Origin of the sequence: Leucobacter sp. CX87, assembly GCF_018682295.1 — a bacterium.
Lineage (GTDB): Bacteria > Actinomycetota > Actinomycetes > Actinomycetales > Microbacteriaceae > Cx-87.
Map to the genome: position 1 here is coordinate 147,656 of NZ_JAFIRI010000004.1, position 25,154 is coordinate 172,809.

A 25,154-nucleotide genomic window follows, 5' to 3' on the forward strand; every position below is an offset into this window, starting at 1 on the left:
ACGACATGGCAAAGGTAATTCTCACGAACGAGGTCCAGGGCCTCGGATCCGCAGGCGACGTGGTTGAGGTCAAGAACGGCTACGCCCGTAACTACCTCGTACCGCAGGGCTTCGGCATGCACTGGACTCGCGGTGGCGAGGCTCAGGTCGCACAGATCCGCGCTGCACGCGAGGCTCGCGCGCACGCATCGGTCGAAGACGCTCAGGCGCTCAAGTCGAAGCTCGAGGCTGGCAAGGTCCGCCTCGTTGCGAAGACCGGCACCGGCGGACGCCTCTTCGGTTCGATCAAGCCGGCAGCTGTTGCCGACGCGATCGAGGCCGCTGGCGTTGGCCAGATCGACAAGCGCAAGGTCACGCTTCCCGTGATCAAGACGACCGGCGAGTACGTCGCGACGATTCACCTCCACGAGGGTGTCGACGCGACCGTTACGCTGCAGGTTATCGCGCAGCGCTAGTCCGCGCAGTACGCCAGAGGGGGCGGTGGGTTCTTCGGAACTGACCGCCCCCTTCGGCTTTTTCCCGGCAAAGTTCATCCTTGACAAAGCTGCTGGCATTCCAGACTTGTCCACAGACGCCGCAGACCTCCAAGCTTCAAGCCGGAGTCTAGACTCGGTCAATTCCACACCTGGGGAAACTGTAAACCCCAGTTCAAAACCACTTTATGTAATATATGCTCTGGGTTATCCCCAGGTTTGTGCCCATGCTGTGGATAACACACCATGGTTTTCCTCGATTTGTACACAGAGTTATCCACAGGGTGATTTGCCCCGAACGAACCGCACGCCTAACGTGAATGTCGGTGGTCTCCGCTGTCCTGGCCGGAGCCGCTCGCACGGCGCCACACAGGACGCAAGAGAGGACACGGGATGTCGATCGCCCATCTCGGTATTCCCGAGCCAGAAGAAGCAGGCTATAGCCGCGGCCACGAGCGCACGCCGCCGCATGACCTGCTTGCCGAGCAGAGCGTGCTCGGTGGAATGCTGCTGTCGAAGGACGCCACCGCCGACGTGACCGGCCTGTTGCGCGGTGTGGACTTCTACGTGCCCAAGCACGAGGTCATCTACGAGGCGATCCTGTCGCTCTACTCGCAGGGCGAACCCACTGACGTCATCACCGTCACCGATCAGCTCACCAAGAACGGTGAACTCCAGCGCGCGGGCGGTGTCGAGTACCTCCACACCGTCGTCAGCATCGTGCCCACGGCCGCCAACGCCGGTTTCTACGCAGAGATCGTTGCTGAGAAGGCCCTCCTGCGGCGCCTCGTTGAGGCGGGCACCCGCATCGTACAGATGGGCTACGCCGGCGAGGGCGAAGCGGTCGACCTGGTGAACGTCGCGCAGTCCGAGATCTTCGGTGTCACCGGCGCGAACACGGCCGATGACTACGTCCCGCTTGTCGATGCGGTCGAGGCGGCGGTTACCGAGATTGAACGCGCGCAGGGGCAAGAGGGCGGCATGCTGGGCGTGCCGACCGGCTTCAAAGAGCTCGATCAGATGACGAACGGCTTCGGCCCGGGTCAGATGATCATCATCGCGGCCCGACCGGCGATGGGTAAGTCGACGCTCGCACTCGATATTGCCCGCTCCGCGGCCGTGGGCGCCGGCGCCACCGCCGTGTTCTTCTCGCTCGAGATGGGGCGCGCGGAGATCGCCATGCGCTTGCTCTCCGCCGAGGCGTCCATTCCACTGCAGCACATGCGTAAGGGCACGCTCGACCAGCGCGACTGGGCGAAGCTCGCTGCGACGACCGCGCGCGTGAACGATGCGCCGCTGTTCATCGACGACAGCCCGAACCTCACGCTCGTCGAGATCCGCGCGAAGTGTCGGCGACTCAAGCAGCGCCACGATCTCAAGATGGTCGTCATCGACTACCTGCAGCTGCTCTCGAGCGGCAAGAAGTCAGAGAGTCGCCAGCAGGAGGTCTCGGAGTTCTCGCGGGCACTCAAGCTGCTCTCGAAGGAGCTCGAGGTCCCCGTGGTCGCGCTGTCTCAGCTGAACCGTGCGTCAGAGCAGCGAGCCGACAAGATGCCCGCTATTAGCGACCTGCGTGAGTCGGGCTCGCTCGAGCAAGACGCCGACATGGTCATCCTGCTGCACCGGGAGAACTCCTACGAGAAGGACAACCCGCGTGCGGGCGAGGCCGACTTCATTCTGGCCAAGCAGCGAAATGGTCCGATCGGCACCGTCACCGTGAGCTTCCAGGGTCACTACTCCCGCTTCCAGGACATGCCGAGCGGGATGTAGGAACTCGGGTCGCCGCCGGCGTGCGGCGACCCCCAGGTCCGCCCAGCTCGGGGCGATACACTGAATCCAGACTGTGAAGGGGAACAAGTGAGCATGTCTTTCGCGCGAGACGGGAAATCCGGGGAATCCTCCGTGGCACCTCACCGTCGTGTCGACCTCTCGTTGCTCCTGCGCGCGGCGCTGCTCGCCGCGATCGGCTTCGCCGTCACCTTTACCGCGCCCCTGCACGAGGACGTCGCGTTCAATCGGTCCATCTTCGTGGTCCTGTGCGCGGCACTGGTCGCGCTTGCGGCAGCGCAGTTCTTCAGTGCGCGTCGCGCGGCTGAAGCGATAGACCGCTGGGTATTCGCGCTCGGCGCGATCGCCCTGCTTGCTGGCGTCGCCACGCTCGCCACTTCCGGGGCCGCGACCTTCGCCTTCATCGTGACGGTCTGGGCCGCTCTCGGCGCCGTGATTGAGCTCTGGCGCGGGCTGCGCTTGGGCCACCGAGAATCGATCATGATGGGCGTCCTCTCCGGACTGCTCGCGATCGCGCTCACGCTCGCAGGGGGCGACCCGGTCGCGGTCATCGGCTTCCTCGGCGCCTACGGCATCCTCGCTGGCGTGTACCTGGCGATTGCCGCTTTTGACTTCTCCCCCGCGGCCGGCGCCACGCCGGTTCGCGCGAACCCCCTCGACACTGAAACCGCAGGATCATGAGCGCACCGTCCCCCAAGCCCGTTCCGAACACCCCGTCAACTCGCGACCGGCTCAAGCCGCTCGAGCTGCTCGGATTCTCCGGAATCCTCGCGATCTTCACCGCACTGATCGTGCTCATGGCGACGCGCGACTGGAAGCTCATGCTGATCTTCGGCGGCGCCGCCTTCATCATTTCGGTGATGATGATCGCCCTGATTGGCCTCGGCATGAAGCCGAACGCCCAGGACGTCGAGGCGCGCAAGGACCTCGGTACCGATGCAGGTGGCACGGATTCGGCCGGCACAGGCGTGAACGGCCACTAAGTAGTCAGACAAGAAACGGCCGGCAGGCCCCACGCTCGTGGGAACCTGCCGGCCGTTTCTTCTGTCAGTCGCTGCTTACAGCAGGTCGAGCAGCTCCGCCGCCGCCCCCGTGTAGGTCTCGGGGGTGAGCGCGAGCAGGCGCGCCTTTGCGGCATCGCCAATCTCGAGGCCCTGCACGAACTCGATGAGGTCGGCCTGGCCGATCCGGCGCCCGCGGGTCAGATCCTTGAGCGCCGCGTAGGGGTCAGTGATCGTAGAGCGTCCGGCGGTGACCTCGGCGCGAATCACGGTCTGGATCGCCTCGCCCAGTACCTCCCAGTTCGCGTTCAAGTCCGCGGCGAGCACCTCGGGTGCAGCGTCGATCTGGCCGAGCCCCCGCTTGATGTTGTCGAGCGCCAGCACCGAGTGGCCAAGGCCGACGCCGATGTTGCGCTGTGCCGACGAATCGGTGAGATCGCGCTGCAGGCGGCTCGTGACCAGGGTCTGCGCGAGGGACTCGAGGATCGCGTTCGAGAGTTCGAGGTTCGCCTCGGCGTTTTCGAAGCGGATCGGGTTGACCTTGTGCGGCATGGTCGACGAACCGGTCGCGCCCTCCACGGGGATCTGGCGGAAGTAGCCGATCGAGATGTAGGTCCACACGTCCGTCGCGAGGTTGTGCAGGATCCGGTTGGTGTGCGCGATCCGCGAGTACAACTCGGCCTGCCAGTCGTGCGACTCGATCTGCGTGGTGAGCGGGTTCCAGTCGAGCCCGAGGCCCTCGACGAACTCACGCGAGATCGTGAGCCAGTCGGCGTCGGGGTCGGCCGCGAGGTGCGCGGCAAACGTGCCGGTGGCGCCCGAGAACTTGCCGAGCGTCTCGATCTCGCCGATCTGCGCCACCTGGCGATTCAGGCGGTGCACGAACACCGCGAGTTCCTTGCCGAGGGTGGTCGGGGTCGCGGGCTGGCCGTGCGTGCGGGCCATCATCGGCAGCTCGCGGTACTGCGCCGCCTGGCGCTCGAGCTCGTCGATGACGATCTGCAGCTTCGGCAGCCAGACCTCGGCGACCGCCTGCTTGATGGTGAGCGCGTACGAGAGGTTGTTGATGTCCTCGCTCGTGCAGCAGACGTGCGTGAGCTCGGCGATGCGCGAGAGGCCCTGGCGCTCGAGCTGCTCGCGGACGAGGTACTCGACGGCCTTCACGTCGTGCTGCGTGACAGCCTCGATCTCGGCGAGCTTCTCGATCTCAGCCTCTCCGAAGCCGGCGGCCCAAGCGCGCAGCTCGGAAAGCTCGGCGTCAGTGAGTGGGGTCGAGCCCAGGAGCGAGTGCGAGGTCAGGTACGCGAGCCACTCGACCTCGACGTGCACGCGAGCCCGGTTGAGCCCGGCTTCTGAGAGGAAGTCGCCGAGTGGCAGCACCGCGCTGCGGTAGCGGCCATCGAGCGGGCTAAGGGGCTGCGGGGGCAAAACGGTCATTGCGAAATCTCCGAGGCTCGGTGGGGACTCATGTGTGGCGCAGAGAGGTTGCGTCCGCCTCTATTCTCCCCCACGACGCGAAGGCTTGGGTCCAGGGCGCAACCCGGCGCCCCACAGGTGGCGGACGGGACGAAACTAACCGATGACCGGTCCCCCAGTGAGCTGCGAGAACACCCCAGACCCGGTCCAGATCAGCGCAAGCACGATGACGATGAGAACGGGAGAGAGCAGGATGAGGACCGCGAGGATCAGGGCCCAGACACCAGCGGACTTGCGGGCGGACTGCACGAGCCCGATGACTGCCAACACCAGCGCCACCGAGGCTGGAATGAGGGCGAAGAATGCCAGCCCGTCCGAGAATGCGCCGACGACGGCCAGCGCGATCCCGAGGGCAGAGGCCGCGAACGACCACCAAACGAACGGCGAGGTGCGGGACTTCGCCCGCGGAGCGCTGGCTGCGACCTGTGGCGCGGGCGGCGGCGGGGCAAGCTGACCCCAAGCGGCACCGTCCCACCACTGCAACTCGCCCCGGGCATTCGGATACCAACCGGCGGGGACTCCCGTTGCATGGCTCATGCCGGCCATTCTTCCGGAACACTCCGGTTCAACGCCAGCAGGAAGCCGAGCTAGCCCTTGGGGATCTTTGATTTCGTCGTCCCGAGCAGCCCGTTGAAGATGGCCGTCAGGATGGACAGCACGAGCGCGCCCAGCACGCCCCACCAAAACCCGTCGACGCGCAGCCCGAAGCCCGCGAGGTCAGAGACCCACGCCACCACCAGGATCAGGGCGCCGTTGACGAGCAGACCGAAGAGACCAAGCGTGAGGACCCGCAGCGGCCAGGTGAGGAAGCGGGCTACGCGGCCGAGTGAACCGTTCACGAGGCCGAACAGGAGCGCCACGAGGACGAACGTGCCGATCCTGCCCCAGTTGTCCTCGCTGATCGGTTCGACCCAGAAGTGTTGGGGCTCGCCGCCGCCCACGATAAGGGTCGTGAGCCAGAGGGCGAACGCGCACACCAGGATGCGAATGATGGTCTTCATGTCCACAAGTTTTGCAGGTGAAACCGAGAGTTTGCGAGGGGGACGGCGAGCGTGGCGCGCGTATCCCGGCTCGGACATTCGGCCTCAGTACACTGGCAAGGTGAGCCCGACGACCGAGCCCCCCATCCGGATTCGTTCCGAGATCCTGGCAGTTCCCCCCTACCGACAGGGGGCTGCGCCGACGCGCCCCGGCTTCAAGCTGTCGAGCAACGAGAACCCGTTCCCGCCGCTGCCGGCGGTGGAGGCGGCGCTCGTCGCCCAGACCGGGATGAACCGCTACGCGGGCGCTGCGATGCCCGAGCTCCGCGCCGCGATCGGCGAGCGCTTCGGCCTCGATCGCGCCGCCTCCCAGCAGGCGGTGCACCTCGCGCCCGGCTCGGTGGCGATCCTGTATCAGCTGATGCAGGCGGTCGTCGGACCCGGCGAGAGCTTCGTACACGCGTGGCCGAGCTTCGAGGGCTACCCCTTCCTCGGCCTGGCGTCCGGAGCCGAGTGCGTGAAGGTACCGCTCGCCCCTGGCGCGCGGCATGACCTCGACGCCATGGCGGAGGCGTGCACCGAGCGCACCCGCGCGGTGATCCTGTGCTCGCCCAACAACCCGACGGGCCCCGCGATCAACCGCGACGAGTTTGACCGCTTCATGGGCCTTGTGCCCGCAGACACCCTCGTGATTCTGGACGAGGCATACCGCGAGTTCGTCACCGACCCGCAGGCGGTGCGCGGTGAAGACGTGCTCGCGCTGCACCCCAACCTCGTCGTGCTGCGCACGTTCTCGAAAGCCTTCGGCCTCGCGGGCCTCCGCATCGGCTACGCGGTCGGCGACCCCCGGGTGCTCGACGCCGCCCGCACCACGGCGGTCCCGCTGGCCGTCACGGCGCAGGCTGAGGCCGCGGCGCTCGCGACGCTGGCGCCCGAGGCGCTTGCAACCCTCGAGTCGCAGATCGCCGAGCTGGTCGAGCGCCGTTCCGCACTCGTCGCTGGCCTTCGTGAGCAGGGCTACGACGTCCCCGACGCGCAGGCGAACTTTGTGTGGATCGAGCTGGGCGACGACGCCGTCGCGCTTGCCGACGCGTTCGTCGCCGAGGGCACCCTCGTGCGCCCGTTCCCGGGCCACGGGGTGCGCATCTCGGTCGGCGAGGCCGACAGCGTCGCTGAAGTGTTGAGAATTACCGCGGCGTTTGTTGCTCGCGGGACGGGAGGGGAAGCGTGAAGCTGACCGAATGGATTGACCCGGAGCCGATCCGGTTCCTGGATGACGACGGGAATTACGCCCCGTCAGCGTCGGCGGCGGATTTCGCCGCACAGCTCGCGGACGTCACCGAGGCGGAGCTGCGCGAGTGGTACCGCGACATGGTGGTCACGCGCGCGTTCGATACCGAGTGCACGCACCTGCAGCGCCAGGGACAGCTGGGCCTGTGGGTGCCGAGCGTGGGCCAGGAGGGCTGCCAGGTCGGGCTCGGCCGGGCCACCGAACCGCAGGATCACATCTTCCCCGCGTACCGCGAGCACGCCATTGCGCGCATTCGCGGCGTTCGCCTCGTCGATATCGCCGCGCAGTTCCGCGGGCTCACGCACGGCGGCTGGGACGTGACGGACCCGAAGAACGGGAACTTCCACCTCTACACGCTCGTGCTCGGCGCGCAGACGCAGCACGCGACCGGCAACGCGCTCGGGCAGCTGCTCGACGCGAAGCGCCGCGCGGGGGTCACCTCGATGGACGCCGGCGAGCCCGGCACCGCGACCGGCGAGGCCACGATGGTCTTTTACGGCGACGGCACCTCGAGCCAGGGCGACCCCAACGAGGCGATGATTTTCGCGACGAGCTATCAGACGCCAGAGGTCTTCGTCGTGCAGAACAACCAGTGGGCGATCTCCGTTCCCGTCGAGCGCCAGTCGCGCACCCCGCTGTATCGCCGCGCCATCGGGTTCGGCATGCCCGCCGTGCAGATCGACGGCAACGACCCGCTCGCCGCGTACGCGGTGGGCCGACACTTCCTCGATCAGGCGCGAACCGGCGGCGGGCCCGCCTTCATCGAGGCGCTGACCTACCGGATCGGCGCGCACACCACGAGCGACGATCCCACGCGCTACCGCGAGACCGCGGAACGCGAGGCGTGGGAGCGGCGCGACCCCATCACCCGCTTCGGCGCCTACCTGCGCGCACAGGGCGTTCCCGAGGAGTTCTTCACCGAGACCGACGCCTGGGCCGAGGCCGAGGCGAAGCAGTCCCGCGACGAGATCCTGAATCTTCCGAAGCCTGACGCGGACTCGATGTTCGCCCATGTCTATGCCGAGCCGCACCCGCGCATTGACGAGCAGCGCGAGTGGCTCGAGCGCTACGAGTCCTCGTTTACGGAGGCAGACGCATGACTGAACTGAACACCCAGGCCCCCGCGGGCCTGCAAACGATGCCGATCGCCAAGGCGATCACGGCGGGCCTGCGCGCCGCGATGCAAAAGAACGACCGCGTGCTCATGATGGGCGAGGACATCGGGCCGCTCGGCGGCGTCTTCCGCGTCACCGATGGCCTGCAGGCCGAGTTTGGCTCGGCGCGCGTGCTCGATACGCCCCTCGCCGAGTCCGGCATCGTGGGCAGCGCGATCGGGCTCGCGATGCGCGGCTACACGGCCGTCTGCGAGATCCAGTTCGACGGCTTTATCTTCCCGGCCTTCAACCAGATCACGTCGCAGCTCGCGAAGATTCGCAGCCGCCACGACGGCCGGGTGGACTTCCCGGTTGTGATCCGGGTGCCTTACGGCGGGCACATCGGCGCGATCGAGCACCACCAGGAGAGCCCCGAGGCGTACTTCGCGCACACTCCCGGCCTCCGCGTCGTCAGCCCGTCGACCGCGAACGACGCCTACTGGATGATCCAGCAGGCGATCGAGTCGCGCGACCCCGTGCTGTTCTTCGAGCCCAAGGCGAAGTACTGGCAGAAGGGCCAGGTCGACCTCAGTCAACCGCCTGCCGAGCTGCACCGCACCCGCGTCGCGCGCGTCGGCACCGACGTCACCGTGGTCGGCTTCGGGGCGATGGTCACGACGCTGCTGCAGGCCGCTGAGGTCGCGCAGGCGGAGGGCACGAGCGTCGAGGTCGTCGATCTGCGCAGCATCTCCCCCATCGACTATGAGCCGCTGCTTACCTCGGTGCGGAAGACCGGCCGACTGGTTGTCGCGCAGGAGGCCCCGGGCACCGCGAGCGTCGGCAGCGAGATCGCCGCGACCGTCGCCGAGCGCGCGTTCTACTCGCTGCACGCCCCCGTGCTGCGCGTCTCGGGGTACGACACCCCGTTCCCGCCCGCCGCGGTCGAGACGATGTACCTGCCAGACGCCGACCGCGTGCTCGAAGCGGTCGACCGTACGATGCATTACTAACCGTGAACCACAATTCGAAGGAGCCACTCATGACCGAGATGGTGTTCAGCCTCCCCGACGTTGGCGAGGGGCTCACGGAGGCCGAGCTGGTGACCTGGCTCGTTGCCCCCGGTGATGAAATCACGTTGAACCAGGTCGTGTGCGAGATCGAGACGGCCAAGTCGCTCGTCGAGTTGCCCTCGCCGTTCGCCGGCACGGTGACCGAGCTGATGGTCGCCGAGGGCGTCACGGTGCCCGTGGGCGACCCGATCCTGCGCGTGAGCGCGAAAGCTGCGGCAGGATCCGCGCCGGAGCCCGCCGCGACCCCGAGTGGGGCGGCCACCCACGATGCAGTGGTCGATGCGACCGCCAGTGTGACCCATGAGGTCGACGAGAAGCCGGGCGCGGTGCTCGTCGGCTACGGCGTCAGCGGCGCGGCGAAGAGCCGCCGCCGCCGGGGCGGCGAACCGCTGCTGGACGGTGCCGCTACATCGGCACCCTCGCACTCGGTGATTCCGGTCGCCGACGCGTACCCGGTGATCGCGAAGCCGCCAATCCGCAAGCTCGCGAAAGACCTCGGCGTCGACCTCACCCGGATCGCCGGGTCGGGCATCGCCGGGGAGATCCTGCGCGACGACGTAGTGCGCCAGGCCGGGCAGGCGAGCGTCTTCCGCAACATTGTGACGCCCGAACCGTCGGCGCAGCGCGAGGAACGCATCCCGCTGAAGGGCATGCGCAAGCAGATCGCGAAGGCGATGGTGGCAAGCTCGAATGAGGCGCCGCACGTCGGGGTCTTCACCGACGTCGACGCGACCCGCACGATGGAGTTCGTCAAGCGGCTCAAGGCTTCGACCGACTTCGCGGGGGTCAAGGTCTCGCCCCTGCTGATCTTCGCAAAGGCGATGCTGTGGGCGATCCGCCGCAACCCGGCGGTGAACTCCACCTTTACTGAGACCGAGATCATTCGCCACAACTTCGTGAACCTCGGCATCGCCGCGGCGACGCCGCGCGGGCTGATCGTGCCGAACATTAAGGACGCGCAGGAGCTCAGTCTGCTGGAGCTCGCCCAGGCGATCGAGCAGCTCACCATCACGGCCCGCGACGGTCGCACCCAGCCGGCCGAGATGGCCGAGGGCACGATCACCATCACGAACATTGGCGTGTTCGGAATGGACTTCGGCACTCCGATCCTGAACCCCGGTGAGGTCGCCATCATGGCGATGGGCACGATCAAGCTGAAGCCCTGGGTGGTCGACGGCGAAGTGCGACCGCGCATGGTGACGACGGTGGGTGGCTCGTTCGACCACCGCGTGGTCGACGGCGACGTCATCTCCCGCTTCGTGGCGGACGTCGCCTCGGTGCTTGAGGAGCCGGCGCTGCTGCTGGACTAGGCGGGAGCGGCTTCCGCGGGCTCGCGGTGGTGGGGCGGCGTGGCATGGAGCACGTGCTCCGAGTGCTGCAACAAGTTCTCGACCAGGAGCGCGACGTGATCTCCGCCGATGCGGTACCGGATGGAGGTCCCGTCGCGCCGCGGCAGCACCAGCCCGCCAGTCTTGAGCTTCGCGAGATGCTGCGAGACCGCGGGGATGGGGCGCTCGAGGCGGTGGCCGATTTCACCGACGGAGTGTTCGCCCTCGACGAGCAGGAGCTCGAGGATGCCGAGCCGAGTGCGGTCGGCGAGTAGCTGAGAGATCTGGGCGGCCCGCTCGAGCTCTTCGTCGTTCGCGCGGTGCAGGGGTGCGTTGGCACTGGGCTTACCCATGGCGCGCCTCCTCTTGGTCGTTCGTCAATTGTGCCCCATGCGAGGCTGGGCGCTGCCACATGGTCTGTGCTGCGACGAGGCTGAGGAGGGCAATCACGACGAGCCCAAGGGCGGTCGGCCCGTACCCGAGCGTGCTCGCGCCCCATCCGGCGAGCGGGTACGTGATGATCCACCAGCCGTGGGAAAGCGAGAACTGGCCAGCGAAGACCTCGGGAAGGTCTTGGTCGCGGGTGTGTTCGCGCACGACGCGGCCCATTGGGGTGAGGGTCGCTGAGTAGCCGAGGCCTGCCACGAACCAGAGCGCGGCGATGACCACCATGGTCTGTGAGTCGGGAAGATTCGCGGCCAAGATCGGCCAGAGCAGCGCGATCGGGGCGATGAGGAGGGCGCACCCGCTCAGCATGAATCGGCGCAGCCCGATCCGGGGCAGCAGCGTCGGCATGATGACCGCGGCGACGATGGACCCGAGGCCGAACGGCGCGAGGATGCCCGCAGCCTGGGATTCGCTCGCCCCGAGCACCTCGCGCGCCAGGGGAATCGTGAGTACCAGGACGACGGGGCCGACCGCGGCGATAGAGAGCTGCAGCATGAGCGTCGCGCGGAGCGCCGGGGTGAAGAGCATGAGCTTGATGCCGCGGGTGACCGAACCGCGCGCTTGCGCCGAACCGAGGGCCGAGACGCGGGGAAGCGCAACGGAGAGGATGAGTGTCGCCGAGGCAATAAAGCCGATTCCGGTGCCGAGAAACAGCATTGACGAGTGCGTGACGAGCAGAAGCAACCCGGCAAGGCTGGGCGAGATGAGCGCCTCGAGGTCGTAGGCGAGTCGCGAGAGGGCCAGGGCGCCCGTGTACTCCTTCTCCTTCGTGAGCACCGCCGGCAGCGCGGCCTGGTACGTCGGAGTGAACAGCGCCGAGGCGGCCTGCAGGACGAAGATCAGGAGGTAAGCGACGGTGATGCCGTCAACGAAGGGCAGGGCAAAGGCGACCGCCGCCCGCGCGATGTCAGTGGTGATCATGAGCCGCCGTGCCCCGACGCGCCGCGCGATGGCTGGGGCTAGCGGGGCGAGCACGAGGTAGGTGACCATCTTGATGCCGAGGATCGTGCCGAGCACCGCGGCGGCCCGATCGCCGGCGAGGTCAACCGCGAGAAAGCCGATGGCGATCGTTGCGAGGCCGGTGCCGAGCAAGGCAACGATGTGGGCCGAGAGGAGTCGGCGGTAGACGCGGTTGCGGAGGGCGGAGAGCATGCGAACAGTATTCAAGTATTTGCGCAATAACGCAAGTAATGGGTGGCCAAGGTGGTCGCGCAGAAGCTTGCCGTCCTGTGACTGGGGCCGGGAGGTCGCAAGTGGGGCGCAAATTGTCTATTGGTGACAATTCGCACCAGGGCGTGCCGTGGGAAGTGTCTCATTCCGGAAACGAGAACGGTAGATTGTTGACAATCTGCATGAGCTTTGCCTATCCTCAAATTTATCACGTGCAACGCCGCCGTGACTCACCCGGAATGCTGGAGCACCAATGCACAGTCTCGAAGTGACCGACCTCAAGATCTCCATTGGGGGTCGTGCCATTGTGAATGGCACCACGTTCCACGTGGGCCAGGGTCAGCGTGTCTGCCTCCTCGGGGAGTCCGGTTCCGGTAAGTCTCTGACCGCGAGCGCAGTACTTGGACAGTTGCCGCGCAACGCCGTGACCTCGGGCAGCATCAAGGTCAACGGCATCGAGGTGCTCGGTGTCCCCGCCTCGAAGCGCGCGAACGATGCACGCGTAGCGATGGTGTTTCAAGACTCCGCCGTCGCCCTGAACCCGCTGGTGCGTATGCGCGAGCAGCTGGTTGAGCCGTTGCGGCGCCACCGGGGGCTGTCTCGTGTCGATGCGTTGGAGCTTGCCGTAGAGCTCGCAGAGTCGGTGGGTCTGCCCGACCCAGAGAACATCATTGACCGATTCCCGGCCGAGCTCTCGGGCGGCCAGCGGCAGCGCGTCTGTATCGCACTTGCCCTCGCGTGCAACACCCGACTGATGGTGGCCGATGAACCGACGACCGCGCTTGACGTCGTCACCCAGAAGCGCGTGTTGGAGGTCCTGAAGAAGTACACCGCGGGGCAGAACACCCCGGCGCTGCTCTTCATCACGCACGACTTTGCCGTCGCATCCGAGCTGTGCAGCGACGCGGTTGTCATGAAAGACGGTGATGTCGTCGAGCGCGGCAACGTCCACTCGATTTTCGCCGCCCCCAGGAACCCCTACACTCGCGAACTCATCCGCGCGGCCCGTTCCGCGACCGTCGAGCCCTACATCGAGAAGTTCCGCGATGAACTCGCGGCACTTCGTGAGCAGCACGAGGCCCCGGCGCTCGAGCGCAAAATCTTCTTCGATATCGCCAATGTGAGCCGCGAGTACGCGATGCCCCGAAAGCGCCCCTTTGCTCCGCGCGAGATGAAGCCGGCCCTCAACCTGACCAGCTTGGTCATCGGCGCCGGCGAGCGGGTCGGCATCGTCGGCGTCTCGGGGTCGGGCAAGACGACACTGCTGCGCATCATGCTCGCTCTCGAATCAACGGACACCGGCGCGATCGTCTGCACCGGCAAAGAGGTCTACCCCGCCGAGGTGAAGCAGCTGAAGTGGTACCGCCGCAAGGTGCAGTATGTGCCCCAGGATCCGGCCAGCACGCTCGATCCGCTCATGACGGTGCAGGGCCTCGTCAAGGAGCCGCTGGTGCGCCTCGGCGTGCAGGGCAATCACGACGAGATGGTGAGTGAAGCGCTACACGCGGTCAACCTTGACGATCGTTTCTTGAACCGCCGAGCGAACGAGCTCTCGGGAGGCCAGGCCCAGCGCCTCGCGATCGCCCGTGCCATCGCCACGCGGCCCGACTTCCTGCTGGCCGACGAGCCGGTCAGCGGCCTAGATCTTCCGATGCGCGAATCGATCGTCAGCCTGATGCGTCAGGTCTCACAAGAGCGTGGCACTGGAATTGTCGTGGTGTCCCACGACCTCTCGATGGTGGCAAGCCTCTGTGAGCGCACCATCGTGATGCACGGCGGCGATGTGGTCGAAGACCGGCCCACGAAGCAGCTCCTCACCAGTCCGCGTCACCCGCGTACGCGGGAACTGCTCGATGCCATCCCGAATCTCCACATGGTTCCGGAGGGCCTGGAGATTCCCGCCTAGCTAGGGCGACCGAGCCCGGTACCCGACCCAGCGGTCCAGGTGCCCACCCCAGCACATACTTTGAGGAAGGAAAGCAGATGTCGGTATCTACGCAGGCTGTTCCCGCGCTGCGCAACGCCCAACGTCGAAACGCGCTCTCAGGCTCGTCGCGTGCGGCCATTATTTCGACCCTGTCGCGCATTATCACCATCTTCGCGGTGATCTTCATGCTGGGCATTCTGCCGCTTCTCTCCGGCCGCGACATCGCCACGTCCGTGTACCGCTCGCGCTACTCAGAGGGCGCGATTGATCCCGAAGCGCTCGAGGCCATTCGCCTCGAACTCGGGCTGAACGGTGGCCCAGTGGGGGCCTTCTTCTCCTGGTTCGGAAACGCCGTGCAGGGAGACTTCGGCGTCTCGTGGACAACTCGCCAGCCCGTCATGCCAGAGATGATCTCGGCGCTCGGCGTCTCGCTGACCCTCATGCTCGCCTCACTGGTGGTCGCCGTGGTGCTCGGAGCACTGCTGACGATTCCGACCTTCGTGCGCGGCCTCGCCGGGCGGTCCGACCGGACGGGAGGCGGAATTGCCGCCGCGTTCACCGCCCTGCCCGAGTTCCTGCTCGCCTCCGTGCTGCTGGTCGTCTTCGCCGTCTGGCTCGGTTGGTTCCCTCCATTTGGGTGGCGCGGCATCAGCTACGTCGTCCTGCCGGCACTGTCCATGGGATTGCCCACCGGCGGCTTCCTCGGACGCCTGCTCTCCGACGCCCTCGCGAACACCTTCAGCGAACGCTGGGTGGCCACCTGGCAGGTAGCGGGCTTCTCGAAGACGCGCATCATCTTCGCCGTTATTCGTCGCACGCTCCCCGCCGTGACCGCGCCTATGTCACTGATCCTCGTCGGCATTACGGCTGGTGCCGTGGTGATCGAGCAGGTATATGCAATTCCAGGCATAGGCCGGGCAACCCTGGCGGCCGTGCAGTCGCAGGACCTGCCGATGCTGCAAGCCGGTGTGATCCTCCTCATGCTGCTCGCCGTGCTACTGGGCCTCGGCGCTACGCTGCTCCGGCGCGTGCTGCTCGGCCCCGCACTGCGCTCGAACTCGCTGCCCGCGGCTGTGCCCAAGACCCCGAGTTCGAAGTGGGCGCTCGTGTTGCCCGCGGTCATGCTCGTGCTGCTCATCGTCATCGTGGTCGCCGGCCTGCCTCGCGACCCCTACGCGCTCGATTACACCCGTCTACAGCCGCCGAGTTGGGAGCTTCCGCTGGGCGCTGATGCCAGTGGACGCGATGTTCTCGCCCGCATCTCGCACGGCGCACTCTCCACCATGGGTGTTGGGGTTCTCGTCGCAGGCATCTGTCTCGTGCTGGGACTCATCGTAGGCATGTTCCCCAACGCTGGCGCCGGACCGATCGAGATCACGAACGCGGCGCCGCCCATCATCGCTGGCCTGATCGTTGCCGCGGTGCTCGGTCCGTCGTCCTTCGGCGCGGCCATAGCAGTCGCCGCCGTCAGTTGGGCACCGCTGGCGGCCCACACTGCCGCACTCGTGTCAGAGGTGAAAGCCCAACCGCACGTCAAGATCGCGCCGGTGCTCGGAGTCGGAAAGACGCGGATGATGCTCCGCTACGTACTTCCGAGCGTCATCGGCCCAGTGTTTCGTCACGCGTGTCTGCGCCTTCCTGGAATCGCGCTCGCGTTGGCCGCCCTCGGCTTTTTGGGCCTGGGCCCGCAGCCGCCGCAGTCCGACTGGGGCCTGGTGCTCGCCGAGGGCATGCCCTACGTCGAGCGAGCGCCCCTCGTGGTGTTGGTGCCGGCCGGCGCGCTCATGCTCCTTTCGATCTTCGCCGTTTCCCTCTCGAGCCTGAGTTTCGACTTCCGCAGAGGCCGCAACAAGTTTGGTGCGGGCATCGACGCGGCGGGCAATGGCTTCACCCCCGGGGGCAGCACGCTTCCGGTCCTCGCTACGGCGCCGATTCAGGTCGAGCCGGCACCGACTCCCAAACACTCTCGCTAGCACCCCCACGAAAGGCATCTCAGTGTCCCTGGAAATTCCTCGCCCCAAGTACATCTCGTTCGACATCATCGGCACGCTCATCTACTTCGAGATGCGCAAGACGGTTGAGCCCATGATTGCTGACCGCCTGGACGGCGAGCAGCTGGAGGCGTTCTTCAGTAAGTTCAGCCTCGACCGCTACGACGAGATCATGGAATATCGTCCATACGATCAGATTCTGGAGCGCTCATTTCGCCGGACCGCCGCGCGCTTTGGCCTGGAGATCACTGACGAGCAAGTGGCCACCGTGCAGCAGGACGTGCTGAGCTGGGGCGCACACCCGGACGTACTCGAGCCCCTCGCCAAGATGGCGGATCACTTCCCGCTGGTGGGTCTCTCGAACGCCGATGACCGCCACCTGAACGCCTTCATCCCCCGCCTCGGCGCACCCTTCCACGCAGTCATCACTGCCGAGCAGACCGGGGCCTACAAGCCTCGTTTCCAGGCATTCGAACACATGCTCGCAGAACTGGACGCGCAGCCCGAAGACTTCCTCCACATTTCCTCACACCACCTGTATGACCACGTCCCCATGGAACTGCTGGGCTTCCACAACAAGGTCTACCTGGACCGTGGGTACGACATCGACATTCCCGAATATGGCGCGCAGCGAGTGACCTCGCTCGACGAGGTCAACGAGGCGCTCGGCATCAAGTAGTGCGCTGATCCCCACCGGGGAATCCAGCAGACATCAGTTCTTCAAGAAAGGTCCCACGCATGCGCACAACGTTTGGTCCCAAAGTTGCGACGACGATCGCCATCGCCGCAAGCATCACCCTCGTCATGACCGGATGCGCCGGCGGCAGCAACGCCGCAGGCGGCGAAGGGGGAGGCAATGACCGCATCGAGCTCGTCATGATGCAGCCACCCACGGCGGCCCTGAACCCCTTCAGTGACGACGTCGCAAAGCTCTCGCGCTGGAGCACCGGCGAGACCCTCGTTCGGCTAAATGAAAACCTCGAGATCGAACCGTTGCTCGCCACCGAATGGGAGCAGGTCGATGAGCTGACCTGGATCTTCACGTTGCGTGACGACGTCACCTTCCACGACGGAACCCCATTCGATGCGGCAGCAGCGAAGAACACCTTTGACCAGGCGGCGTCCGCGACGACCCCGCCGCGTGCCCTCAAGGGCATATCGGTCACGACCGAGGCCACCGGCGACTACGAGCTCACGGTCACGACCGACGTGCCTGACCCGCTGCTCACCAACCGCTTCGCCAGCCCACAGCTCTCGGTCTTCTCTGACGCCGCGTACCTCGAAGACGGCACGGTGACCCCCGTTGGCACCGGCACCGGCCCCTTCGAGCTCGTGGACGTGCAGGGCACGACGACCGCGACCCTCGACCGCTACGAGGACTACTGGGGCGATGTCGCCCTCGCTTCGGGCATTGACGTTTCGTTCGTCCCCGATGGTGCGGCACGCGCCGGCGCCCTTCGCGCGGGCACCGCGGACGTTGCCGAGACCATTCCGGTCTCGCAGGTCACCCTCCTTGACCCCGAGATGGTGAATGAGGTCTTCATGCCGCGCTCGACCATCATGACCATGAACAACACGACCGGCCCCTTCGCCGACCCGGCCGTGCGGGCAGCAGCTCGTGCAGCGATTGACCCGCAGGCCATCGTGGAGACGGTGTACGAGGGCCAGGCGGACCCGTCCACCGGCCTGCTCGGCCCGGCGATCCCGTGGGCAGAGCCGATGCGCGGTGACGTCGAATCGGGCGTAGCCCCGGCCAAGGTCGACGGCATTGCAATCACCCTCGCCACCTACACGGATCGTGCGGAGAACCCCGAGATTGCGGTGCAGCTCGAAAAGCAGCTCGAAGATGCAGGCTTCGTCGTGACGCAGGACGTTCGCGAGTACGTCAACATGGAAGAAGAAATGCTGAACCCGGGCTTTGACGCTGTGATCTACTCCCGCGGCACGATGCTTGACACGGGCGATCCGCTCTCGTTCCTCGCGCAGGATTTCACCTGCGACGGCGGATACAACGTCGCCCAGCTCTGCAACGCTGACGTCGATGCCCTCATCAAGGCGAGCCTGCAGATCCCCGCGGGCGAAGAGCGTCAGCAGGCGACGATGGACGCGGAAGCCGCGATCCTGCAGCTCGATGCCGTCGTGCCGCTCGTGCACGAGCGCGTCGTGCAGGGCGAGGCCGGAACATTCACCGACCTCGTACGTGACCCGCTTGAGCGTCGCCTCATCACCGAGTACACCACGCGAGTGAAGTAGTACACGCACCTCGGCCGGTCGGAAGCCACCGCGCTTCCGCCCGGCCCCCGGCCTCGGCCACCAGATTACGCAACACACATGAAGAAGACGGAGCACCCGAACGTGAAGATGCACTCCTACTGGCTCGATACTTCGACGCCGAGCGGTGACTACACCCAGACCGATATTCCCAAGGAGGTCGATGTCGCCGTTGTCGGCGCCGGGTTTACCGGACTGTCGACGGCCTACCACGCGGCACGCGCCGGCAAGTCGGTCGCTGTCCTCGAAGCAAACACGGTCAACTGGGGTGCATCAGGTCGCAACGGCGGCATGGCGACCACCGGTCTCGCGATCGGCTTCCGCAACGCGATCAAGCGCTACGGCGAGGAACGAGCGGTCAAGTACTTCACCGAGTACAACGACGCGATCGACCTCATCGAGAACCTCGTCAAGGACAACGACTTGCAGGTTGACTACGCGCGCACCGGCAAGATGAACCTGGCCTGGAAAGAGTCCCACTTCGAGGGGATGAAGCAGACCGCCGAGGCCCTCAAGCGGCTCGTGGGGCAGCCGGTGAAGCTTGTCGACAAGGCGAATATTCACTCTGAGATCGGCTCTGACGTGTATCACGGCGCCATGGTCGACCCCCTGGGCGCCGGCATGCACGTCGGCAAGTTCGGCCACGAGCTCGGACGTCTCGCCCTCGAAGAAGGCGCGACCATTCACGAGAAGGCGGAGGTGTATGACCTCACCCGCATCGGCAGTGGCACCGTGCACGACCTCAAGACCACTCGCGGGAACATTCGCGCGGGCAGCGTCGTGCTCGGCACGAGCGGGTACACCGGCAAGCCCTTCGGCTGGCAGCAGCGACGGGTGATCCCGGTGGGAAGCTTCATCGTGGTGACTGAGCCGCTGCCCCAGGAGCTCGTTGATGAGCTGATGCCGAACCGTCGCATGGCGTCGGATAGCAAGAACTTCATCTACTACTTCCGGATTACGCCGGACAACCGCCTGCTTTTTGGTGGTCGCGCACGCTTTGCACTGTCTGATCCCTCGCAGGATCGCGAGAGCGGCGAGATCTTGAAGAAGGCGATGCACTACATCTTCCCTCAGACGAAGAACGCACGCATTGACTACATGTGGGGCGGGCTGGTTGACATTTCGATGGACCAGATGGTGCACGCCGGCCAGCACAAGGGCCTGTACTACTCGCTCAACTACTCGGGTCATGGCGTGCAGATGGCGACCTACATGGGCAAGGTTATGACCGAGGTGATTACGGGCAACCCGTCGGCGAACGTCTGGGGCGACTTGAAGAACCCCTGGATTCCCGGCTACTTCGGAAATCCGGCTTTGCACCTTCCGGTTGGCGGGGCCTATTACGCCCTGCAAGACAAGCTGAGCTAGTAGCCGAGAACCGACGAAGGAGAACGTGAGCGATGAGTACCTGTATGTGTGAAACCGTCGAGATGCCCCAGGTCGGGTTTGAGCCCGGCTTGGAAGAGCGTCGTATCCCCGGTGGTGCATATATCGACGGGAAGTGGATCACCAGTGAGCTTTCGCTCGCGGTGACCGACCCTGAGGACGACAGCCTCATCGCTCACGTGTACGTCGGCGACGTGCACGACATGGACCGCGCCGTAGCTGGAGTGGAGCGGAGCCTGCGGGAGGACCCGTGGGAACTGTGGGAGCGACGAGAGACACTCGAGCGTGCGGCGGCCATCGTCCGCGACGAAGCAGATCGGCTCGCGCGGATCATCTCAGCAGAGAGCAGTAAAACGATCACCGAAGCGACGCGAGAGGCGGCTCGCACCGCTGAGACGCTGCGACTCTCGGCGGCCTCGGCGCACTTGTTGGAGGGCGAAACCCTGCCTCTTGCCGATACGCCCCGGGGTGCGGGAAAGATTGGGTGGAACCGTCGTGTGCCGCTTGGTGTCATCGCCGCAATCACCCCGTTCAACGACCCGATGAACCTGGTCGCGCACAAGATCGGTCCCGGCCTGATCGCCGGCAACGCGATCGTGCTTAAGCCGGCGCAGACGACGCCACTGTCGGCATTGGCGCTCGTTGATATTCTGCTGCGGGCCGGCATGCCGGCAAAGCGGATGGCGGTCCTCGTTACAGGGCGGGAGGCGGGCACGGCGCTGGTGAGCGACCCGCGCGTGGCGGCCGTCTCGTTCACCGGGGGACCGGTCACCGGCGACGCGCTCGCGCGTATTGCCGGTGCACGAAAAATGCTGATGGAGTTGGGCGGCAACAATGCCGTCGTCGTCTGTGAGGACGGCGACGTGTCGGCCGCCGCCGCCGGAATCGTCGACGGCGCCTTCGGAGTCGCCGGGCAGAATTGCCTGTCCGTGCAGCGCGTCTTCGTGCACCGCAGCCGCTACGACGAACTCGTCGCACAGGTGCTTGCGGGTACCGCGAAGCTCGTTGTCGGCTCGAAGAAAGATACCGCGACCGACGTCGGGCCACTGATCTCTGAACGCGAGGCGCAGCGCATGGCGGACTGGGTGGCCGAGTCGATCGCCGACGGCGCGCGCGTCGCCATTGGTGGCGAGCGTCGCGGGGCCTTCTTTACCCCCACCGTGCTGGTCGATGTTCCCGAACGCGCGCGCGTGCTCCACGACGAGATATTCGGACCTATCGTGTCGATCCTGCCCTTTGACGACTTTGATCGCACGCTTGACCGGGTGAACGACACCGATTTCGGCCTGCAGGCCGGCATCTACACCGCGTCGATGGCCACAGCGATGTACGCGGTGGAGCGCCTGCACGTAGGCAGTGTGCTCATCAACGAGACGAGCGACTTCCGTATCGACTCGATGCCGTTTGGCGGCTCGAAGCGGTCCGGCGTCGGTCGTGAGGGCGTCGCGAGCGCGGTCCGTGAGATGAGCGAACCAAAGAACGTCATCATCAGTCGACTGGGCTGAGCCCACCGGGCGAAGTATGGTGTGAGGCCGGGGCCGGGGGAGCACACGCGGCCCCGCGCCCCGTCGCGATATCGACTGCGCAGAGTTGGAGGACGCGCATGCAGCAATTCCCTCAGGTGATTGAGCGGCTGGGTGATCAGATCAGCACTCCGGCGCCGATCGTGTTGATCGACGTGGTCGACGACAACATTGCGCGCATGCAAGAGTTTGCCGATGCTCACGGCAAGGACCTGCGCCCGCACGTGAAGACGCACAAGTGCCTCGAGATCGGACGAATGCAGCTCGAGGCTGGCGCCATCGGTTTAACTGCCGGAAACCTGAGCGAGGCAGAGATCTTCGCCGAAGACGGCTGCGCGGACATTTTTCTGGCCTACCCCCTGTGGGCGGGCGGCGCCAAGGCTGAGCGCCTGCAACGGCTGGCGCAGGAGACGCAGCTGAGCGTAGGGGCAGAGAGTATCGCCGCCATCGATCAGCTCGCGGCCGCAATGGGTGAACTCGTTGGCCTGCTCGGTGTCGTGATCGAGGTGGACTGCGGTGCAGGGCGCTCGGGCGTACCCCCGGAAGCCGCGGGGGCCCTCGCGGCGCACGCGCAGTCGCGCGGCCTTGAGCCGCTCGGCGTGTTCACGTACCCGGGCCACGGGGGCAGGCTGGGGGCCCGTGAAGCCGCTGCCGCCGATCAGGCCGACGCGTTGCGCCGTGCGGTCGCATCGTTCGCGAATGTAGGTCTTGAAGCATACGTCGTCAGCGCCGCATCGACGCCGACCGCGGCGTACAGCACTGACCCGGTGATCACCGAGATTCGCCCGGGGGAGTACGTATTCAACGACTACGACAACGCGCGGTTGGGAGACTGCGAGACCGGCCAGATCGGCCTCTTTGTCGCGAGTACGGTGGTCAGCGATCAGGGTCACCGGCACGTCATCATCGACGCCGGAACGAAAGCGCTCGCCCGCGAGGGTAGCCCCGAGCGCGGCTTCGGTCAGGTCCCCAGCTTCGATGGTGTGCTGGCGAAGCTCAACGAATATCACGGATTTCTCGAGCTGCCAATCGGGGGCGAGCGCCCGACTGTCGGAGACCGGATCGCGGTAGTGCCGCATCACGTCTGCCCGGTGGTCAACGCGGTCGAAGAGCTCATCATCACTGACAGCTACGGCACCTTCCACGGGCGATGGCGTGTCGCGGCCCAGGGGCAATTGAACTAGCGGCGAAAGTGGGCGCTGCGCCCGTTATACGCGCGCCGCTTCGTGGGCCTCGTCACGGCCGTGGCGCAGTGAACCGTCGGCATCGTGCGTGTGTAGCGGGTAGTCGTTGAGTGACAGGTGACGGTGGAGCACGAGGTGCAGCTCGGTCATATCGCCGCTGCGCAAGAGGTCAGAGATCTCGCGGTGCCCAGCGACCACGCGATCGGGCTTCGGGTACGCTCCAGGAAAATGCCTCAGGCAGATGAGCGCTTCGGTGGCCAGGGTGGCATAGGCGCGCACTAGGCGCGTGTTTCCTGAGTCAGCGACGAGCTCGGTGTGGAATTCCAGGTCGATGCGTCCAAGACCGGCCCAGTCGTCTTTCGCGAGTGCGACGGACATTCGATCGATGACGGACTCGAGGCTGTCGGCAAGCGCGTTTCGCCGCTCAGGCTCGAGTTTTGTGATGATCTCGGCGGCGGCGCACTCGATGACCTCGCGCGCCTCGTACACCTCGGCAACATCTCGCACGCTGAGTTCTTGGACGAAGACGCCGCGATTGGGGCGCGCGAGCAGCAGTCCCTCTTGGACGAGACGGTGCAGGGCCTCACGGACCGGACCGCGCGAGACATTCAGCTGGCTCGCGACCTGGGCTTCGTTGATCTGATCGCCCGGCGCGAAGGCGCCCTCAATGATGCTCTCGCGAAGCTGATCGGCAATCACCACGGCCGTGGGCCGACTCGTGATCGCGGACAGTGCGTTTACGCCATTCATGGGTGCCTCCGAGAAGCTTCAGTGAGGATGGTGCCATTCCACCACAGTGATTATTGTCGCATTGTAGACAATATTCCCGCCACTGTGGTGGATGCTGTGCAAGACCTACGAAGTGACGGGAATATTTGGGCCTACGGGTGCAGGCTGTGCTCGTGTTCGGCGTGTGGAACCGGTTCGAGTTGCAGCGTGCAGTGACTGGTGTCGAAATGCTCGCTGATGCAGGTGTGGAGCTCGTCGAGAATTTTGTGGTAGCCGCGAGAGTCGAGATCCTGCTCGTCAATAACGACGTGCGCCGAGAGGGCGTTGACGCCGGAGGTAATCGTCCAAGCGTGCAGGTCATGCACCTCTTGCACGCCGGGCACCGAGAGCAGGTGTTCGCGGGTCTGGTCGAGGTCGACGTCCTTCGGCGTGCTTTCCATCAGGATGTGGACGACGTCCTTGAGAAGGCTGTAGGCGCGGGGGGCGATGAGGAGCGCGATCGCGAAGGCGGCCACCTGGTCAACCCAGTTCCACCCGGTGAACATGATGATGAATCCGGCCACAATGACCGCACCCGAGCCGATGAGGTCGCCCAGAACCTCCAGGTAGGCGCCGCGGATATTGATGCTCTCCTTTTGGCCCGACTGCAGGATCAAGAGAGAGATGACGTTCGCGACCGCGCCGATAATGGCGGCGATGAGCATTGGGCCGGTCTCGATTTCAACGTCGCTTCCGATGCGCTGGATCGCGCTGTAGACGATCACGACGCAGATGACGCTGAGGACGATGCCGTTAATCATCGCGGAGAGGACCTCGATGCGCATCAGGCCGAAGGTGCGCTTCGAGGTCGCGGGTAGCGCGGCAACAAATGTCGCGATCAGGGCGATGAGTACGCCGGTCGCGTCGGTGAGCATGTGACCCGCGTCGGCGAGCAGCGCAAGCGATCCCGAGATGTACGCGCCGATGAGTTGCACGATGAAGATCGTTGCGGTGATGCTGAGGACGATCACCAGCTTCTTGCGGTGCTTGCCGCCTGACGTCGCGTGGCCGTCCAGGCCGTGGCTGTGGTCGTGGCCGTGACCGCCGCCGTCTTGCGCCTCGGGGCGGGCGGGGTGGCCGTCGCTGAACTCGGCGCCGTGGCTGTGGTCGTGCTCGTGGCTGTGATCGTCGAGGGAGTGCGCGTCATTGCGATCCTGCGGAGTGCCCACGGAATTTTTGGAGGTCATGTGCCCACGATAACAGGATTGTAAATTGTTGACAATCCTTCAATCGTGTTGGGATCATTGAATCGGGCGGAGTTCCGCCACGCTCGGCGACGGTGCCGTGCGAATTCAAAGGAGACAGAGCGTATGACCAAGGCGATTGTGATCAACGATGTGACGACCTGCGAGGCTGGCGAGCACAAGGCAAAGGCGACCGCCGAGATTGCCGGGCAGACCGAATCGTCGCGGACCGTGTGGGAGTCGCCCGAGGGAATCCGGTCGGGCGTCTGGGAGGTCACTCCCGGAACGTTCGCCAGCACGCGGCCGCGTTACCACGAGATGTGCCAGATCGTGATGGGCCGGGCGACGATCACCGAGCCCGACGGCACGACCTTCGAGGTCGGCCCTGGGTCGCTGTTCGTGACGCCCGAGGGCTGGACCGGTTCGTGGGAGGTCCATGAGACGCTGCGCAAGAGTTGGGTCACCATCCCGTTCGCGGCGCTCGCGGCTCACGCAGAATAGACCTCACGCGCAGGCATGCGGAAATGAGGTCGGCCCCGGAGCGCACACTCCGGGGCCGACCTCATTTTTTACCGATACTTACGCCTTGGCCAGGTACTTCTCGGGGTCCGCATCAAAGAGCGGTCCGCAGGCGGCGCAGCACAGGTAGTAGCGCTCACCCTGGTAGTCGCGGAAGAGATTCTGCGCGACCGCTTCCTCCTTGTTCACGAAGTTCCCGCGCATCACGGGACATTCGGCGGTGTCTGAGACCTCGGCCTCGGTGGTGGACGCGTGGTTGTGTGCCTCGCACATGGTGATTCCT

The 25,154-nt window shown here is 65.7% G+C and carries 24 protein-coding genes; 16 read left to right on the plus strand and 8 right to left on the minus strand.

Going from position 1 to position 25,154, the window contains the following annotated elements:
* Positions 1-5: 5 nt before the first annotated feature.
* From rplI to KOE53_RS06205, 4 genes are all read left to right on the plus strand, one after another.
* Positions 6-455 (plus strand): 50S ribosomal protein L9, encoded by a 450-nt coding sequence (gene rplI / locus KOE53_RS06190; RefSeq protein ID WP_188045101.1) that lies wholly within the window; start codon positions 6-8, stop codon positions 453-455.
* A 411-nt stretch (positions 456-866) separates the two neighbouring features.
* Complete coding sequence (gene dnaB / locus KOE53_RS06195) at positions 867-2,243, plus strand: replicative DNA helicase (RefSeq protein WP_188045102.1); 1,377 nt, start codon at positions 867-869, stop codon at positions 2,241-2,243.
* 132 nt (positions 2,244-2,375) lie between these two features.
* Positions 2,376-2,942 (plus strand): hypothetical protein, encoded by a 567-nt coding sequence (locus KOE53_RS06200; RefSeq protein WP_188057803.1) that lies wholly within the window; start codon positions 2,376-2,378, stop codon positions 2,940-2,942.
* On the plus strand, positions 2,939-3,244 hold the full coding sequence (locus KOE53_RS06205; RefSeq protein WP_188045104.1) for an ABC transporter ATP-binding protein: 306 nt from the start codon (positions 2,939-2,941) through the stop codon (positions 3,242-3,244). The genes KOE53_RS06200 and KOE53_RS06205 overlap by 4 nt, the downstream gene beginning before the upstream one ends.
* Positions 3,245-3,319: 75 nt before the next feature.
* Here the strand turns inward: KOE53_RS06205 and purB are convergent, their stop codons facing one another.
* The 3 genes from purB to KOE53_RS06220 form a co-directional block, all read right to left on the minus strand.
* On the minus strand, positions 3,320-4,699 hold the full coding sequence (purB, locus tag KOE53_RS06210) for an adenylosuccinate lyase (RefSeq protein ID WP_188045105.1): 1,380 nt from the start codon (positions 4,697-4,699) through the stop codon (positions 3,320-3,322).
* Positions 4,700-4,834: 135 nt separating this feature from the next.
* Positions 4,835-5,275, minus strand: a complete 441-nt coding sequence (locus KOE53_RS06215; protein ID WP_188057804.1) for a hypothetical protein — start codon at positions 5,273-5,275, stop codon at positions 4,835-4,837.
* 50 nt (positions 5,276-5,325) lie between these two features.
* Positions 5,326-5,739, minus strand: a complete 414-nt coding sequence (locus KOE53_RS06220; protein ID WP_188045107.1) for a phage holin family protein — start codon at positions 5,737-5,739, stop codon at positions 5,326-5,328.
* Positions 5,740-5,839: 100 nt separating this feature from the next.
* On the opposite strand from KOE53_RS06220, the gene KOE53_RS06225 reads away from it, so the two are divergent.
* From KOE53_RS06225 to KOE53_RS06240, 4 genes are read left to right on the plus strand one after another with little or no spacing between them, the layout of a single operon-like run.
* Positions 5,840-6,949, plus strand: coding sequence for a histidinol-phosphate transaminase (locus tag KOE53_RS06225; protein WP_353055595.1), 1,110 nt, complete (start codon positions 5,840-5,842; stop codon positions 6,947-6,949).
* Positions 6,950-6,951: 2 nt separating this feature from the next.
* Entirely contained in the window at positions 6,952-8,109 is a 1,158-nt protein-coding gene (locus KOE53_RS06230) for a thiamine pyrophosphate-dependent enzyme (protein ID WP_188045250.1), read from the plus strand.
* Entirely contained in the window at positions 8,106-9,113 is a 1,008-nt protein-coding gene (locus tag KOE53_RS06235; protein ID WP_241095472.1) for an alpha-ketoacid dehydrogenase subunit beta, read from the plus strand. The genes KOE53_RS06230 and KOE53_RS06235 overlap by 4 nt, the downstream gene beginning before the upstream one ends.
* A 29-nt stretch (positions 9,114-9,142) precedes the next feature.
* Positions 9,143-10,483 (plus strand): dihydrolipoamide acetyltransferase family protein, encoded by a 1,341-nt coding sequence (locus KOE53_RS06240; RefSeq protein WP_188045109.1) that lies wholly within the window; start codon positions 9,143-9,145, stop codon positions 10,481-10,483.
* Here the strand turns inward: KOE53_RS06240 and KOE53_RS06245 are convergent.
* Positions 10,480-10,854: an ArsR/SmtB family transcription factor gene (locus tag KOE53_RS06245; protein ID WP_188057806.1), complete on the minus strand. Its 375-nt coding sequence runs from the start codon at positions 10,852-10,854 to the stop codon at positions 10,480-10,482. The genes KOE53_RS06240 and KOE53_RS06245 overlap by 4 nt on opposite strands.
* The gene (locus KOE53_RS06250) at positions 10,847-12,100 is read right to left on the minus strand and encodes an MFS transporter (RefSeq protein WP_188057807.1); all 1,254 of its coding nucleotides are present in this window, start codon (positions 12,098-12,100) and stop codon (positions 10,847-10,849) included. Before KOE53_RS06250 ends, KOE53_RS06245 begins: the two co-directional genes overlap by 8 nt.
* A 271-nt stretch (positions 12,101-12,371) precedes the next feature.
* Between KOE53_RS06250 and KOE53_RS06255 the strand changes: the two genes are divergently transcribed.
* The 7 genes from KOE53_RS06255 to KOE53_RS06285 all read left to right on the plus strand — a co-directional run bounded on the left by KOE53_RS06255 (position 12,372) and on the right by KOE53_RS06285 (position 22,400).
* On the plus strand, positions 12,372-14,024 hold the full coding sequence (locus tag KOE53_RS06255; RefSeq protein ID WP_188057808.1) for an ATP-binding cassette domain-containing protein: 1,653 nt from the start codon (positions 12,372-12,374) through the stop codon (positions 14,022-14,024).
* A 77-nt stretch (positions 14,025-14,101) separates the two neighbouring features.
* Complete coding sequence (locus KOE53_RS06260; protein ID WP_188057809.1) at positions 14,102-16,018, plus strand: ABC transporter permease subunit; 1,917 nt, start codon at positions 14,102-14,104, stop codon at positions 16,016-16,018.
* 22 nt (positions 16,019-16,040) lie between these two features.
* A complete protein-coding gene (locus tag KOE53_RS06265; protein ID WP_241095471.1) occupies positions 16,041-16,715 on the plus strand; it encodes an HAD-IA family hydrolase in 675 nt (224 codons plus the stop codon).
* A 59-nt stretch (positions 16,716-16,774) separates the two neighbouring features.
* Complete coding sequence (locus tag KOE53_RS06270) at positions 16,775-18,289, plus strand: ABC transporter substrate-binding protein (RefSeq protein ID WP_188057810.1); 1,515 nt, start codon at positions 16,775-16,777, stop codon at positions 18,287-18,289.
* Positions 18,290-18,367: 78 nt separating this feature from the next.
* Positions 18,368-19,675, plus strand: a complete 1,308-nt coding sequence (locus KOE53_RS06275) for an NAD(P)/FAD-dependent oxidoreductase (RefSeq protein ID WP_223159865.1) — start codon at positions 18,368-18,370, stop codon at positions 19,673-19,675.
* A 32-nt stretch (positions 19,676-19,707) separates the two neighbouring features.
* Positions 19,708-21,198 carry an aldehyde dehydrogenase family protein gene (locus KOE53_RS06280; protein WP_206348584.1) on the plus strand — a complete coding sequence of 497 codons (1,491 nt, stop codon included), beginning with the start codon at positions 19,708-19,710 and terminating at the stop codon, positions 21,196-21,198.
* Positions 21,199-21,296: 98 nt separating this feature from the next.
* Positions 21,297-22,400 (plus strand): alanine racemase, encoded by a 1,104-nt coding sequence (locus KOE53_RS06285; protein WP_188057811.1) that lies wholly within the window; start codon positions 21,297-21,299, stop codon positions 22,398-22,400.
* A gap of 24 nt (positions 22,401-22,424) precedes the next feature.
* On the opposite strand, the gene KOE53_RS06290 is transcribed toward KOE53_RS06285, so the two are convergent.
* Positions 22,425-23,150 (minus strand): GntR family transcriptional regulator, encoded by a 726-nt coding sequence (locus KOE53_RS06290; protein WP_188045117.1) that lies wholly within the window; start codon positions 23,148-23,150, stop codon positions 22,425-22,427.
* A 131-nt stretch (positions 23,151-23,281) separates the two neighbouring features.
* A complete protein-coding gene (locus KOE53_RS06295; protein ID WP_188057812.1) occupies positions 23,282-24,355 on the minus strand; it encodes a cation diffusion facilitator family transporter in 1,074 nt (357 codons plus the stop codon).
* Positions 24,356-24,478: 123 nt separating this feature from the next.
* Here KOE53_RS06295 and KOE53_RS06300 point away from each other — a divergent pair, with 123 nt between their 5' ends.
* Entirely contained in the window at positions 24,479-24,853 is a 375-nt protein-coding gene (locus KOE53_RS06300; protein WP_188057813.1) for a cupin domain-containing protein, read from the plus strand.
* Positions 24,854-24,931: 78 nt separating this feature from the next.
* Here KOE53_RS06300 and KOE53_RS06305 read toward each other — a convergent pair whose 3' ends face one another.
* A complete protein-coding gene (locus KOE53_RS06305) occupies positions 24,932-25,144 on the minus strand; it encodes a YHS domain-containing protein (RefSeq protein WP_188045120.1) in 213 nt (70 codons plus the stop codon).
* Between the last annotated feature and the right edge of the window lie 10 nt (positions 25,145-25,154).